The sequence below is a fragment of the Enterobacter sp. SORGH_AS_0287 genome (genome assembly GCF_031453695.1).
Taxonomy (GTDB): domain Bacteria; phylum Pseudomonadota; class Gammaproteobacteria; order Enterobacterales; family Enterobacteriaceae; genus Enterobacter; species Enterobacter ludwigii.
In genome coordinates this window covers 1,716,167-1,729,545 of record NZ_JAVIZW010000001.1, presented here as the reverse complement: position 1 = coordinate 1,729,545, position 13,379 = coordinate 1,716,167, and the positions used below count along the sequence as shown (strand labels likewise).

Genomic DNA, 13,379 nt, shown 5'->3' with positions numbered 1-13,379 from the left:
ATGAGTTTTGAAGGAAAAATTGCCCTGGTCACTGGCGCAAGCCGCGGTATCGGGCGTGCAATTGCTGAAACACTGGTTGCGCGCGGCGCGAAAGTGATTGGTACAGCAACCAGCGAGAATGGCGCTAAGGCCATCAGCGAGTATCTGGGTGCGAACGGTAAAGGTCTGGTTCTGAATGTGACCGAACCTGCATCTATCGAATCTGTTCTGGAAAATATTCGCGCAGAATTTGGCGAAGTGGATATTCTGGTAAATAATGCCGGGATCACTCGTGATAACCTGTTAATGCGAATGAAAGACGACGAGTGGAACGATATCATCGAAACCAACCTGTCATCTGTATTCCGTCTGTCAAAAGCGGTAATGCGCGCTATGATGAAAAAGCGTCATGGTCGTATTATCACTGTCGGTTCTGTGGTTGGTACCATGGGAAATGCTGGTCAGGCTAACTACGCTGCGGCGAAAGCAGGTCTGATCGGTTTCAGTAAGTCGCTGGCACGTGAAGTTGCGTCCCGCGGTATTACTGTAAACGTTGTTGCTCCGGGCTTTATTGAAACGGACATGACGCGTGCGCTAACTGATGAGCAGCGTGCGGGTACGCTGGCAGCTGTTCCAGCGGGCCGCTTAGGCGACCCTAAAGAAATTGCCAGCGCGGTTGCATTTTTAGCCTCTGACGAAGCGGGTTACATCACTGGTGAGACCCTCCACGTCAACGGCGGGATGTACATGGTTTAATCACGATGAAAAATATTTGCGTTATTAGGGCGAATGGCCTCAAAATAACGTAAAATCGTGGTAAGAACTGCCGGGATTTAGTTGCAAATTTTTCAACATTTTATACACTACGAAAACCATCGCGAAAGCGAGTTTTGATAGGAAATTTAAGAGTATGAGCACTATCGAAGAACGCGTTAAGAAAATTATCGGCGAACAGCTGGGCGTTAAGCAGGAAGAAGTTGTGAACTCCGCTTCCTTCGTTGAAGACCTGGGCGCAGATTCTCTTGACACCGTTGAGCTGGTAATGGCTCTGGAAGAAGAGTTTGATACTGAGATTCCGGACGAAGAAGCTGAGAAGATCACCACCGTTCAGGCTGCCATTGATTACATCAACGGTCACCAGGCGTAAGTGAACATCTCCAGGCGGTCATTCGACCGCCTGAGTTTTATCTTTTTTGTCCCACGAATCCCTTTTTTATCCCTCCCTGGAGGACAAACGTGTCTAAGCGTCGTGTAGTTGTGACCGGACTTGGCATGTTGTCTCCTGTCGGCAATACCGTAGAGTCCACCTGGAAAGCTCTCCTTGCCGGTCAGAGCGGCATCAGCCTAATCGACCATTTCGATACTAGCGCCTATGCAACGAAATTTGCTGGCTTAGTAAAGGATTTTAACTGTGAAGAGATCATCTCGCGCAAAGAACAGCGCAAGATGGATGCCTTCATTCAATATGGAATTGTCGCTGGCGTTCAGGCCATGCAGGATTCTGGCCTTGAAATTACGGAAGAGAACGCAACCCGTATCGGTGCCGCTATCGGTTCCGGGATTGGCGGTCTGGGTCTGATCGAGGAAAACCATACATCTCTGATGAATGGCGGCCCGCGTAAAATCAGCCCGTTCTTCGTTCCGTCCACGATTGTTAATATGGTGGCAGGTCATCTGACCATCATGTTCGGCCTGCGTGGGCCAAGCATTTCTATCGCTACCGCATGTACCTCTGGCGTGCATAACATCGGCCAGGCCGCGCGCATGATTGCGTACGGCGATGCAGATGCTATGGTTGCGGGCGGTGCGGAAAAAGCCAGTACTCCGCTGGGAGTGGGTGGCTTTGGTGCAGCGCGTGCGCTGTCTACCCGCAACGATAACCCGCAGGCGGCAAGCCGTCCGTGGGACAAAGACCGTGACGGTTTCGTGCTGGGTGACGGTGCGGGTATGATCGTACTTGAAGAGTACGAACATGCTAAAAAACGTGGCGCGAAGATTTATGCTGAAGTTGTCGGCTTCGGGATGAGCAGCGATGCATACCACATGACGTCACCACCAGAAAATGGTGCGGGCGCCGCGCAGGCAATGGCCAACGCGATTCGCGACGCGGGTCTTACCCCGGAGCACATCGGTTACGTTAACGCGCACGGTACTTCTACGCCTGCAGGCGATAAAGCAGAAGCTCAGGCTGTTAAGTCTATCTTCGGCGAATACGCCAGCCGCGTGCTGGTGAGCTCCACAAAATCCATGACCGGTCACCTGTTGGGTGCGGCGGGTGCAGTAGAGTCTATCTACTCTATCCTTGCGCTGCGCGATCAGGCTGTTCCGCCAACCATCAACCTGGATAATCCGGATGAAGGTTGTGACCTGGACTTCGTTCCTCACGAAGCGCGTCAGGTAAGTGGTATGGAGTACACCCTGTGTAACTCCTTCGGCTTTGGTGGTACTAACGGTTCACTGATCTTCAAAAAGATCTGAGCCTGACTGCATCATGGCGATTAAAAAAGGTCCGCTTGTCGGGCCTTTTTTATTAAGCCTAATCTTCTTGTCGGCTGCATGGCATCCTGCCAGACTAAATGCCCACGCATAAGGAGCCACCATGTTTTTAATCAATGGCCTTGAGCAAAACACGCTGCCTGCTGGTGACAGGGCAACTCAGTTTGGTGATGGCTGCTTTACGACAGCGCGCATTCTCGACGGCAATGTCTGCCTGCTCAAGGCGCACCTTCGTCGTCTTCAGCAGGGTTGTGAAGCCTTGATGATCCCCTTCACGCACTGGGACACATTGCGTCAGGAGATGTGCCAGCTGGCGGCCGGGAAGCAAAGCGGTGTTCTGAAGGTGATCATCAGCCGCGGCAGCGGTGGCCGGGGATACAGCGGTTCAGCTTGCCAGCACCCAACGCGGATCCTTTCGGTGTCTGCCTGTCCTGCTCATTATCCGCGCTGGCGTGAAGAGGGCGTTACGCTGACGCTCAGCCCGGTACGTCTGGGGCGAAACCCCATGCTTGCCGGTATAAAACACCTCAACCGCCTTGAACAGGTACTGATTCGCACTCATCTTGAACAGACGGACGCTGATGAGGCGCTGGTTCTTGACAGCGAAGGGTTTATTACGGAATGCTGTGCGGCTAATTTACTCTGGCGGCAGGGGAGCGATGTTTATACGCCGTCGCTCGAGCAGGCCGGCGTCAACGGGATTATGCGTCAGTTTTGTTTGCAGCAGCTGGCACACTCTGGCTTTCGCGTTGTCGAAGTGAACGCGAGAGAAGAGGCGCTGCACCAGGCTGATGAAATTATCATCTGTAATGCGCTGATGCCGGTTGTACCCGTCCGCGCGTATGGTCAATACAGCTTGTCCTCGCGCGAGCTGTTTCAGTTTTTAGCCCCGATATGTGAGCAAACCCGATAGTCATGAAGAAAATGTTGCGCTTTGTCCTCCTCCTTATCGTTGCGCTGGGTGTTGCCGGCGGAGCGGGAGTGTGGAAAGTTCGTCAGCTGGCGAACAGTAAGATCCTGATTAAAGACGAGACGATTTTTACCCTGAAAGCGGGGACGGGCCGCCTGGCGCTTGGCGAACAGCTTTATGGCGACAAGATCATTAACCGTCCGCGCGTGTTTCAGTGGCTGTTACGTATCGAGCCTGAACTGTCTCATTTCAAAGCCGGTACCTATCGCTTTACGCCGGGGATGACCGTCAAAGAGATGCTTCAGCTGCTGGAAAGCGGTAAAGAAGCGCAGTTCCCGCTGCGTTTTGTTGAGGGGATGCGCCTGAGCGATTATCTCGAACAGCTGCGCGATGCTCCGTACATTAAGCATACCCTGAAAGATGACCGCTATCAGACGGTGGCCGAGGTACTGAAATTTGAACACCCTGAGTGGGTGGAAGGCTGGTTCTGGCCAGACACATGGATGTACACCGCAGGCACGACCGATGTGGCTATCCTCAAGCGGGCGCATAAAAAGATGGTGGCAGCCGTCGATTCCGCCTGGGAAGGGCGCATGGACGGTCTGCCATACAAAGATCAAAACCAGTTTGTCACGATGGCCTCAATTATTGAGAAAGAGACGGCCGTCGCCGCCGAACGCGATCAGGTGGCATCGGTCTTCATTAACCGTCTGCGTATCGGCATGCGTCTGCAAACGGACCCCACCGTCATCTACGGAATGGGCGAGAGTTATACCGGTAAGATTTCAAGAAAAGATCTGGAGACGCCAACGGCGTATAATACCTACGTGATTAGCGGTCTGCCGCCGGGCCCGATTGCCACGCCGAGCGAGGCTTCCCTGCGTGCGGCTGCGCATCCTGCTAAAACACCGTATCTCTATTTTGTGGCTGATGGAAAAGGGGGGCATACCTTTAACACCAACCTTGCCAGCCATAATCGCTCCGTTCAGGACTATCTGAAGGCACTTAAGGAAAAAAATGCGCAGTAAATACATTGTCATTGAGGGACTCGAAGGGGCGGGTAAAACCACGGCCCGCAACGTGGTGGTGGATACGCTCAAATCGCTTGGCGTTGCGGACATGGTATTTACCCGCGAGCCCGGCGGTACGCAACTGGCCGAAAAGCTGCGAAGCCTGGTGCTGGATATCAAATCCGTTGGTGACGAGGTCATCACAGATAAAGCCGAAGTATTGATGTTCTACGCGGCGCGTGTGCAGCTGGTGGAGACGGTCATTAAACCGGCCCTGGCTAATGGCAAGTGGGTAATTGGCGATCGTCACGATCTGTCGACCCAGGCTTATCAGGGCGGTGGACGTGGTATTGACCAGACGATGCTGGCCACGCTGCGCGATGTGGTGCTGGGTGATTTTCGCCCTGACCTGACGCTCTATCTGGATGTGACGCCGGAAGTGGGTCTCAAGCGCGCCCGTGCTCGCGGTGAGCTGGACCGCATTGAGCAGGAGTCTTTTGATTTCTTTAACCGTACCCGCGCGCGCTATCTGGAACTGGCGGATCAGGATGGCTGTATTCGCACCATTGATGCGACGCAATCCCTGGAAGAGGTCACCCGCGCAATTCAGAAGACGGTTACGCAGTGGCTACAGGAGCAACAGGCATGAAATGGTACCCATGGTTGCGCCCGCATTTTGAAAAGCTGATCGAAAGCTATCAGGCTGGTCGGGGGCATCATGCGTTACTGATTCAGGCACTGCCGGGAATGGGGGATGATGCATTGATTTACGCCATCACCCGCTTCCTGATGTGTCAGCAGCCGGAAGGCCATAAAAGCTGTGGTAAATGCCGTGGCTGCCAGTTAATGCAGGCGGGCACGCACCCTGACTATTATACGCTCGAGCCTGAGAAGGGCAAAAGCGCGCTCGGTATTGATGCCGTGCGTGAAGTCAGTGAAAAATTGTACGAACATGCGCGGCTCAGCGGCGCAAAAGTCGTCTGGCTCAAAGACGCAGCACAGCTTACCGAGGCGGCGGCGAATGCGCTGCTTAAAACGCTGGAAGAACCGCCAGAGAAAACGTGGTTCCTTCTCTCCTGTCGTGACCCGGGGCGTTTGCTGGCAACGCTGCGCAGCCGTTGTCGTCTTCATCACCTCGCGGTGCCTCAGGAATCATGGGCGCTGAGCTGGCTTGAGCGAGAAGTGACAACGTCACAGGAAGGGGCGCTCTCTGCGTTGCGCCTGAGCAGCGGTGCACCCGCGGCGGCGCTGGCATTACTGCAGCCAGAGGTCTGGTCACAGCGAGACGCGCTCTGCCGGGCCGTTGAGTCTTCCATCACCAGCCGCGACTGGCTAAGTTTATTGCCTGTGCTTAACGGCGAGCAGGCCGCGGAACGTCTGCACTGGCTGGCTTCCTTACTTCTGGATGCGCTCAAACTCCAGCAAGGAGCAAAGCTACTGACCAACCCGGATGTCTGGCCGCTGGTTAACACGCTGGCGAACAGCCTGTCAGGCGCATCATTACACGCTATCCTTCACGATATCTGTCAGAGTCGTGAACAACTTTTAACAGTGACCGGTCTTAATCGCGAGCTTTTACTGACCGACCAGTTGCTGCGTATCGAACATTACCTGCAACCAGGCGTGACACCGCCTGTTTCCCATCTCTAAGAGAGACATTATGTTTTTAGTCGACTCACACTGCCATCTTGATGGCCTGGATTATCAATCCCTGCATAAAAACGTGGACGACGTGCTGGCCAAAGCCGCTGCCCGTGATGTGAAGTTTTGCCTTGCCGTGGCGACAACGTTACCGGGGTATCGCGCCATGCGTGAGCTGGTGGGCGAGCGCGAGAACGTTGTTTTCTCCTGTGGCGTGCATCCGCTCAATCAGGATGAAGAGTATGACGTTGAGGAACTGCGCCGGCTGGCCGCAGAAGAGGGCGTCGTGGCGATGGGGGAAACCGGGCTGGATTACTACTACACGCCGGAAACGAAACCGCGCCAGCAAGCGTCCTTCCGCCATCATATTCGCATTGGTCGCGAGCTCAACAAGCCGGTGATTGTCCATACCCGTGATGCGCGCGCCGATACGCTGGCGATCCTGAAGGAAGAAAAGGTGACGGATTGCGGTGGCGTACTACACTGTTTCACAGAAGACAGAGAAACAGCGGGTAAACTGCTTGATTTAGGGTTTTATATCTCGTTTTCGGGGATCGTGACGTTCCGTAACGCTGAGCAACTCCGCGAGGCTGCACGCTATGTTCCGCTCGATCGCATCCTCGTGGAAACAGACTCTCCGTATCTGGCACCGGTGCCGCATCGCGGTAAAGAAAATCAGCCAGCCATGACGAGAGACGTAGCCGAGTACATGGCCGTGCTTAAAGGCGTCAGCATTGAAGAGCTGGCTCGCGTCACGACGGACAACTTCTCTACGCTGTTCCATATCGACCCCGCCCGCCTGCAATCTGTTTGATACGCCTGTTTTTTTTAGGCTCGTAATTAATACATAAAACGAGTAAAGTTCACCGCCTCATTTGGGGCGGTGAAGGTGTATTTAGACACATCCAGAAATGCTTTTTGTAAATAACTGAAAGTTTTTCGACCGTCTTAAGCTGAAACGTGATAGCCGTCAAACAAACTCAGAGGGAATTATTTTACTCTGTGTAATAAATAAAGGGCGCTTAGATGTCCTGTCCACGGCACGGTACTCCCCCCGGGCCAATGCGTGAAAGCGTAAAAAAAGCACAAATACTCAGGAGCACTCTCAATTATGTTTAAGAATGCATTTGCTAACCTGCAAAAGGTCGGTAAATCGCTGATGCTGCCAGTATCCGTACTGCCTATCGCAGGTATCCTGCTGGGTGTCGGTTCTGCTAACTTCAGCTGGCTGCCAGCCGTAGTTTCCCACGTGATGGCCGAAGCAGGCGGTTCCGTCTTTGCTAACATGCCTCTGATCTTCGCTATCGGTGTGGCGCTGGGCTTCACCAATAACGACGGCGTTTCTGCGCTGGCTGCAGTTGTTGCCTACGGCATCATGGTGAAAACCATGGCAGTGGTTGCGCCACTGGTTCTGCATTTACCGGCAGAAGAGATCGCTGCGAAACACCTGGCAGACACCGGTGTTCTGGGCGGTATCATCTCCGGTGCGATTGCAGCGTACATGTTCAACCGCTTCTATCGCATCAAGCTGCCTGAGTATCTGGGCTTCTTCGCGGGCAAGCGTTTTGTTCCGATTATTTCTGGCCTGGCAGCGATTTTCACTGGCGTGATCCTGTCCTTCATCTGGCCACCAATCGGTTCCGCGATCCAGACCTTCTCTCAGTGGGCTGCTTATCAGAACCCGGTTGTGGCGTTTGGTATCTACGGCTTCATCGAGCGTTGCCTGGTACCATTTGGTCTGCACCACATCTGGAACGTTCCATTCCAGATGCAGATTGGTGAATTCACCAACGCAGCAGGTCAGGTATTCCACGGTGATATCCCACGTTACATGGCGGGTGACCCAACTGCAGGTAAACTGTCTGGTGGCTTCCTGTTCAAAATGTACGGTCTGCCGGCAGCGGCAATTGCTATCTGGCACTCTGCTAAACCAGAGAACCGTGCAAAAGTGGGCGGTATCATGATCTCCGCAGCGTTGACCTCGTTCCTGACCGGTATCACCGAGCCGATCGAGTTCTCCTTCATGTTCGTTGCGCCGATCCTGTACATCATTCACGCGGTTCTGGCGGGTCTGGCGTTCCCAATCTGTATCCTGCTGGGTATGCGTGACGGTACGTCCTTCTCTCACGGCCTGATCGACTTCATCGTTCTGTCCGGTAACAGCAGCAAACTGTGGCTGTTCCCAATCGTTGGTGCGTGCTATGCCGTTGTTTACTACACCATCTTCCGCGTGCTGATCAAAGCACTGGATCTGAAAACACCAGGTCGTGAAGATGCGTCAGAAGACAGCAAAGCCACCGCGACAAGCGAAATGGCTCCGGCTCTGGTTGCCGCATTCGGCGGGAAAGAGAACATCACTAACCTGGACGCGTGCATTACTCGTCTGCGTGTTAGCGTTGCCGACGTCGCGAAAGTAGACCAGCCGGGTCTGAAAAAACTGGGTGCAGCAGGGGTTGTTGTTGCTGGTTCGGGCGTTCAGGCAATCTTCGGGACTAAATCCGATAACCTGAAAACCGAAATGGATGAGTACATCCGCAACAGCTAAGCTGTGACCTGGGGAGACTAAGGCAGCCGAATGGCTGCCTTTTTTATGGGTAGAAACTTAAAAAGAGTAATTCGCGCTGACGGAGACGTTCAGCGGCGCGCCATAGACAACGTATGACCCGACGTAGTCGTAGTATTTTTTATCAAACAGGTTGTTAACGTTGGCCTGCAAGGCCAGATCCCTGGTGACCTGATAACGGCTGAAGAGATTCACCAGCGCATAGCTGCCCTGTTCTGCACGGGACTGGCCTGCCGGGCCACCCTCCACATCCGTCCACACTTTATTCTGCCAGTTCACCCCGCCGCCCACCGCCAGTTCCGGCAGCATAGGCAATTGATAACGGGTAAACAGCTTCATGGTCGTGCGTGGCTGATCGGAACTGATGGCATTCCCGCGCTTATCTTCTGCAATAAACCGTGTCGCCCCGAAGGTTAACTGCCAGTTGTCGGTCAGTGCACCGTTTAGCTCAAATTCAATCCCTTTGCTGACTACGCCATCCAGTGATTCATAAATAGATTCGCCGCTCGGCATATAGGTGTAGGTATTGCTCGCCACGTTATCCTGTTCAATACGGAAAACGGCCAGTGAGGTGGTCAGGCGGGTGTTGAACCAGTCCGCTTTCACCCCCGCTTCGTAGCTTTTCCCGGTCGTAGGGTCGAGGTAACGGCCGCTCGCGTCACGCTTGTCCTGTGGCTGGAAAATAGAGGTGTAGCTGACATAGGTCGACCAGTCTTCATTGATGTCATAAACCAGTCCTGCATAAGGCGTTACGTCATCTTTGGAACTTTCCAGACGGGTATCCGGGGAGCCTGCCGGGTTGTAGCGAATGTTATAGTTGGTGTAACGCGCGCCAAGGATCAGGTGTAGCGGGTCGGCCAGCGAGAATCGGGCCGAGGTATACGCCGATGACTGGCGAATGTCGTCCTGGCTATAGAGCTTCCACGGTGTCCACTGCGGGTCGGCGATTTTGCCATTCCAGTTTTTAAAATTACCCACATCCACCATACCGTATAACGCATCCGGCATGCTGTTATCGTAATGGTTACGCTGGCGGCTGAAGCTCCCGCCAAACATCATCTCATGCTGACGACCAAAAAGGCTGAAATCGCCACGCAGGAAGGCGTCGATGGCATCCTGCTTCCGTTCACCGCGGTTCCAGCCGCCGTAGCCGACCATGCCCACCCCGGTCTCTTTATCCGGATAGCCTGATATATACATCAGTTTGCTGTCGAAATGGGTTTCCGCATGCATGCCGTTGATGTGCGCTTCCCAGCCGTTGTCAAAACGTTGGGTCAGGTTGGCAAAGATACGGGTGTTGTCTTTATCCGAGTAAGCCCAGTCAGGCGCAACGGTCTGGCTGCGGTTGTAATGGGTTTTGCTTCCGTCGCTATACCAGGTTGGCAGCCCGCCCCAGGTGGGATCGGCGGTGTGACTTTCCTGGTATTCATAGCCTACGGAGAGGGTTGTGCTGTCGGTGACGTCGGCATCCACCACGCCATAGAGGAATTTTTTACGGTAGTGGTAGTTATCCACAGCGCTGTCGTTGTCCTGGTAACCGGTGATCAGACGACCGCGCACATTGCCAGACTCTACCAGCGGGGCCTGTAAATCCAGCACATAGCGCTGCTTGTCCCAGCTGCCGTAGCTGGCGGAGACGTTCCCTTTGAATACGTTACTGTCTGCGTGCTTGCGCACCATATTGACGTAGGCGGATGGGTTACCGGTGCCGGACATCAGCCCGGTAGCGCCGCGAACCACCTCTATACGGTCATAAATGGCGGTGTCGGCGGCGGTGTCGCCGAAGTTCCATACTTCGCTGATGGAGGTCGGCAGGTCATCGAACGCATAGTTACTGACGAAGAATCCGCGCGAGTAAAATACGGTGCGGTCGCTGTCCTGCACCTGGGCCGTTACGCCGGTGGTGTTGGTCAATACCTGGCCGACTGACTGCAGGTTCTGATCTACCATGCGCTGCTGGCTAATCACGCTGACGGACTGGGGGATATCGCGGGGAACAAGTAACAGTTTGGTCCCGGTGGTGGTGGTTTTTACGCTGTAGTCCTGATCCTGTCCGCTGGAGGGATCCTGTACGTTATCAAAGCCACCCTCCACAACTACCGTATCTTCGGTCGTGGAGGCGGCAAAACTGACGGTTGGCATCAATGCCATAGCAATACAGGCTGTCAGCAACGAAGGTGTTGCGACAGGCTGGCGTTGCCCATCCCTGGTATGAGTAATGAAAGACATCATCAAACCCTTAATGAATAGTGAAGGTGGTCTGCATCAGTCCCGCATGTACGGGCTGATGTCGTTTTCTATGTTGAAAATGCGCATGAAAATGCAAATGCGAAATATACGCATTGAGATTAACGGTGTAAACAGATGTGTCAAAAGGAACTGAAATAATGTTTCAGGCGATCGCGACACGTCAGCGCTCACTCTCCAGGCAGCTGGAGGACATTCAGGAAAGAAATCGGTGGAGAAGGTTGAAAGGACAGGAGAATCTCGCTCATACTCTTGTGTTGTGTCACACAGTAATACTGAGAATGTGTTAATGGCGGCGCACTACGCCAGATTAAACAAAAAAGGAAAAGGTCATGGCTGAAGAAACGATTTTTAGTAAAATTATCCGCCGCGAAATCCCTTCGGATATCGTTTATCAGGATGAGCTGGTGACGGCTTTCCGGGACATTTCTCCTCAGGCTCCGACACATATCCTTATTATTCCTAATATTCTGATTCCGACCGTAAACGACGTAAAAACCGAGCATGAAGTAGCGTTAGGTCGTATGCTGATAGTGGCCGCAAAAATTGCTGAGCAGGAAGGGATTGCTGATGACGGTTACCGTCTCATCATGAACTGTAATCGCCACGGTGGTCAGGAAGTTTATCATATTCACATGCATCTGCTGGGTGGACGTCCTCTGGGGCCGATGCTGGCACATAAAGGTCTTTGACATGCTTAAAGGGCGTATTGCAGCGCTGGTAATGACGATGTTGATCGTAGGGTGCAGCACGCGTCCGGCGATCCCCGTCAGCGATGAACAGACGCTGGTGATGGAATCCTCCGTACTTGCTGCGGGCATCACGGCGCAACAACCTGCGTTGTCGATCAGTGAAATCAACTCTTCTGCTTCCTCTACGCTCTTTAATGAAAGACAAGAACCAGTGACGGTGCACTACCGTTTTTTCTGGTATGACGTACGAGGTCTTGAAATGCATCCGCTGGAAGCGCCGCGCAGCGTCACTATTCCGGCAAGATCGTCGGTAACGCTCTATGGCAGCGCCAACTATCTGGGTGCACATAAGGTGAGACTTTATCTTTATCTGTAAGGGGTGAACCTTGATTAAAAATTTGAGCCGTTATGCGCTCGTGACTGCTTTCGCTCTGTTCCTCGCAGGGTGTGTGACCCGAACTGAAGAGCCTGCGCCTGTGGAAGAGGCCAAACCGGGTACCGAGCAGCCGACACAGCCAACGCAGCCGCCGCCAACCGTACCGACTGTGCCGTCTATTCCGTCGCAGCCTGGTCCAATTGAACATCCGGATCAGACATCGCAGCCTGCGCCGCGCGTTCGTCATTATGACTGGAACGGTGCGATGCAACCGATGGTCGGCAAAATGCTGCAGGCTCAGGGTGTGACCGCGGGCAGCGTATTGCTGGTTGATAGCGTGAATAACCGTACCAACGGTTCGCTGAACGCGGGCGAAGCGACAGAAACCCTGCGCAATGCCCTGGCCAATAACGGTAAGTTTACGCTGGTCTCGGCACAGCAGCTCGCGGTAGCCAAGCAGCAGTTGGGCCTGTCACCGCAGGACAGCCTCGGTTCACGCAGCAAGGCGATTGGGATTGCCCGTAACGTCGGTGCGCAGTATGTGCTTTACTCCAGTGCCACCGGTAACGTGAATACGCCAGCCCTGCAGATGCAGCTGATGCTGGTTCAGACAGGCGAGATTATCTGGTCAGGTAAAGGTGCCGTTACGCAACTCTGACTGTACGCGTGAAGAGATCCTGACGCGTTATTTTCCACAGTATCGCCTTATCGCGCCGCAGGCCCCTTCCGGGCTTGGCGGCGCGAGTTGCATTATAGAGCAGGGCGAGCAACGTCTGGTATTGCGGCAGAATCACGATCCCTTAGCGTCATCATCCCATTTCCGCCGTCAGTTTCGGGCACTGAAACGCCTTCCGGCGGTTCTGGTGCCAAAGCCCCGTTTTTACCGCCAGGGCTGGATGGCCGTGGAGTATCTGGCAGGGGAGATCGGCAACACGCTACCGGAAACGGCAGTGCTTGCGGCTATGCTCTGTCATCTGCACCGGCAACCGCGTCTGGGGTGGCGGGTGATGCTGCTGCCGTTGCTTGAACAATACTGGCAGCAGGCTTCGGCCGACAGGCGAACCCCATTCTGGCTGGCACAGCTAAAACGGCTGCGTAAAACGGGCGAACCGCAGCCGCTTCGGCTCTCGCCGCTGCATATGGATGTTCATGCCGGAAATATTGTTCATACGTCCCTCGGTGCGAGGCTTATCGACTGGGAGTATGCCGGTGACGGAGACGTGGCGCTGGAGCTGGCGGCCGTCTGGTCGGAAGATGATGCTGCGCGGCAGCGGCTCATCACCGACTACGCCCGGATAGCGCACATGAATGCCGACGCCCTGAGGCGTCAGGTGAGGCGCTGGCGACCATGGGTCGTCATGCTGATGGCTGGCTGGTTTGAAATGCGCTTTCAGCAATCCCGAGACAAACAATTTATTGCGCTGGCAGATGATGCCTGGCGTCAGTTACAAACTAAAGGATAAGA

The 13,379-nt window shown here is 54.1% G+C and carries 14 protein-coding genes; 13 read left to right on the top strand and 1 reads right to left on the bottom strand.

The window, feature by feature from the left end:
* From fabG to ptsG, 9 genes are all read left to right on the top strand, one after another.
* The gene (gene fabG / locus QE396_RS08245; RefSeq protein ID WP_014169575.1) at positions 1-735 is read left to right on the top strand and encodes a 3-oxoacyl-ACP reductase FabG; all 735 of its coding nucleotides are present in this window, start codon (positions 1-3) and stop codon (positions 733-735) included.
* Positions 736-889: 154 nt separating this feature from the next.
* Entirely contained in the window at positions 890-1,126 is a 237-nt protein-coding gene (gene acpP / locus QE396_RS08240; protein WP_003857954.1) for an acyl carrier protein, read from the top strand.
* Positions 1,127-1,215: 89 nt separating this feature from the next.
* The gene (gene fabF, locus QE396_RS08235) at positions 1,216-2,457 is read left to right on the top strand and encodes a beta-ketoacyl-ACP synthase II (protein ID WP_014169576.1); all 1,242 of its coding nucleotides are present in this window, start codon (positions 1,216-1,218) and stop codon (positions 2,455-2,457) included.
* Between the two features lie 121 nt (positions 2,458-2,578).
* Positions 2,579-3,388, top strand: coding sequence for an aminodeoxychorismate lyase (gene pabC, locus QE396_RS08230; RefSeq protein ID WP_309950667.1), 810 nt, complete (start codon positions 2,579-2,581; stop codon positions 3,386-3,388).
* Positions 3,389-3,390: 2 nt separating this feature from the next.
* Entirely contained in the window at positions 3,391-4,413 is a 1,023-nt protein-coding gene (gene yceG / locus QE396_RS08225; protein WP_014169578.1) for a cell division protein YceG, read from the top strand.
* The gene (gene tmk / locus QE396_RS08220; RefSeq protein WP_309950664.1) at positions 4,403-5,044 is read left to right on the top strand and encodes a dTMP kinase; all 642 of its coding nucleotides are present in this window, start codon (positions 4,403-4,405) and stop codon (positions 5,042-5,044) included. The genes yceG and tmk overlap by 11 nt, the downstream gene beginning before the upstream one ends.
* The gene (gene holB, locus QE396_RS08215) at positions 5,041-6,045 is read left to right on the top strand and encodes a DNA polymerase III subunit delta' (protein ID WP_309950662.1); all 1,005 of its coding nucleotides are present in this window, start codon (positions 5,041-5,043) and stop codon (positions 6,043-6,045) included. Before tmk ends, holB begins: the two co-directional genes overlap by 4 nt.
* A gap of 10 nt (positions 6,046-6,055) precedes the next feature.
* Entirely contained in the window at positions 6,056-6,850 is a 795-nt protein-coding gene (locus tag QE396_RS08210) for a metal-dependent hydrolase (RefSeq protein ID WP_014169581.1), read from the top strand.
* Positions 6,851-7,147: 297 nt separating this feature from the next.
* Entirely contained in the window at positions 7,148-8,581 is a 1,434-nt protein-coding gene (gene ptsG, locus QE396_RS08205; protein WP_014169582.1) for a PTS glucose transporter subunit IIBC, read from the top strand.
* Positions 8,582-8,638: 57 nt separating this feature from the next.
* Here the strand turns inward: ptsG and fhuE are convergent, their stop codons facing one another.
* A complete protein-coding gene (gene fhuE, locus QE396_RS08200; protein ID WP_047366426.1) occupies positions 8,639-10,828 on the bottom strand; it encodes a ferric-rhodotorulic acid/ferric-coprogen receptor FhuE in 2,190 nt (729 codons plus the stop codon).
* A 350-nt stretch (positions 10,829-11,178) separates the two neighbouring features.
* Here fhuE and hinT point away from each other — a divergent pair, with 350 nt between their 5' ends.
* The 4 genes from hinT to thiK are packed head-to-tail and all read left to right on the top strand — an operon-like array spanning position 11,179 to position 13,377.
* The gene (hinT, locus tag QE396_RS08195) at positions 11,179-11,538 is read left to right on the top strand and encodes a purine nucleoside phosphoramidase (RefSeq protein ID WP_309950658.1); all 360 of its coding nucleotides are present in this window, start codon (positions 11,179-11,181) and stop codon (positions 11,536-11,538) included.
* Between the two features lies 1 nt (position 11,539).
* Positions 11,540-11,914, top strand: a complete 375-nt coding sequence (locus tag QE396_RS08190; RefSeq protein WP_014169585.1) for a YcfL family protein — start codon at positions 11,540-11,542, stop codon at positions 11,912-11,914.
* Positions 11,915-11,924: 10 nt separating this feature from the next.
* On the top strand, positions 11,925-12,572 hold the full coding sequence (lpoB, locus tag QE396_RS08185) for a penicillin-binding protein activator LpoB (protein WP_014169586.1): 648 nt from the start codon (positions 11,925-11,927) through the stop codon (positions 12,570-12,572).
* A complete protein-coding gene (thiK, locus tag QE396_RS08180; RefSeq protein ID WP_047366427.1) occupies positions 12,553-13,377 on the top strand; it encodes a thiamine kinase in 825 nt (274 codons plus the stop codon). Before lpoB ends, thiK begins: the two co-directional genes overlap by 20 nt.
* Positions 13,378-13,379 lie beyond the last annotated feature (2 nt).

What these genes read in the sequence shown, in the direction of transcription:
- pabC (WP_309950667.1), top strand. Translation starts at nt 2,579, where the DNA reads ATGTTTTTAATCAATGGCCTTGAGCAAAACACGCTGCCTGCTGGTGAC.
- yceG (WP_014169578.1), top strand. Translation starts at nt 3,391, where the DNA reads ATGAAGAAAATGTTGCGCTTTGTCCTCCTCCTTATCGTTGCGCTGGGT.
- tmk (WP_309950664.1), top strand. Translation starts at nt 4,403, where the DNA reads ATGCGCAGTAAATACATTGTCATTGAGGGACTCGAAGGGGCGGGTAAA.
- QE396_RS08210 (WP_014169581.1), top strand. Translation starts at nt 6,056, where the DNA reads ATGTTTTTAGTCGACTCACACTGCCATCTTGATGGCCTGGATTATCAA.
- QE396_RS08190 (WP_014169585.1), top strand. Translation starts at nt 11,540, where the DNA reads ATGCTTAAAGGGCGTATTGCAGCGCTGGTAATGACGATGTTGATCGTA.
- fhuE (WP_047366426.1), bottom strand. Translation starts at nt 10,828, where the DNA reads ATGTCTTTCATTACTCATACCAGGGATGGGCAACGCCAGCCTGTCGCA.
- holB (WP_309950662.1), top strand. Translation starts at nt 5,041, where the DNA reads ATGAAATGGTACCCATGGTTGCGCCCGCATTTTGAAAAGCTGATCGAA.
- acpP (WP_003857954.1), top strand. Translation starts at nt 890, where the DNA reads ATGAGCACTATCGAAGAACGCGTTAAGAAAATTATCGGCGAACAGCTG.
- ptsG (WP_014169582.1), top strand. Translation starts at nt 7,148, where the DNA reads ATGTTTAAGAATGCATTTGCTAACCTGCAAAAGGTCGGTAAATCGCTG.
- hinT (WP_309950658.1), top strand. Translation starts at nt 11,179, where the DNA reads ATGGCTGAAGAAACGATTTTTAGTAAAATTATCCGCCGCGAAATCCCT.
- fabG (WP_014169575.1), top strand. Translation starts at nt 1, where the DNA reads ATGAGTTTTGAAGGAAAAATTGCCCTGGTCACTGGCGCAAGCCGCGGT.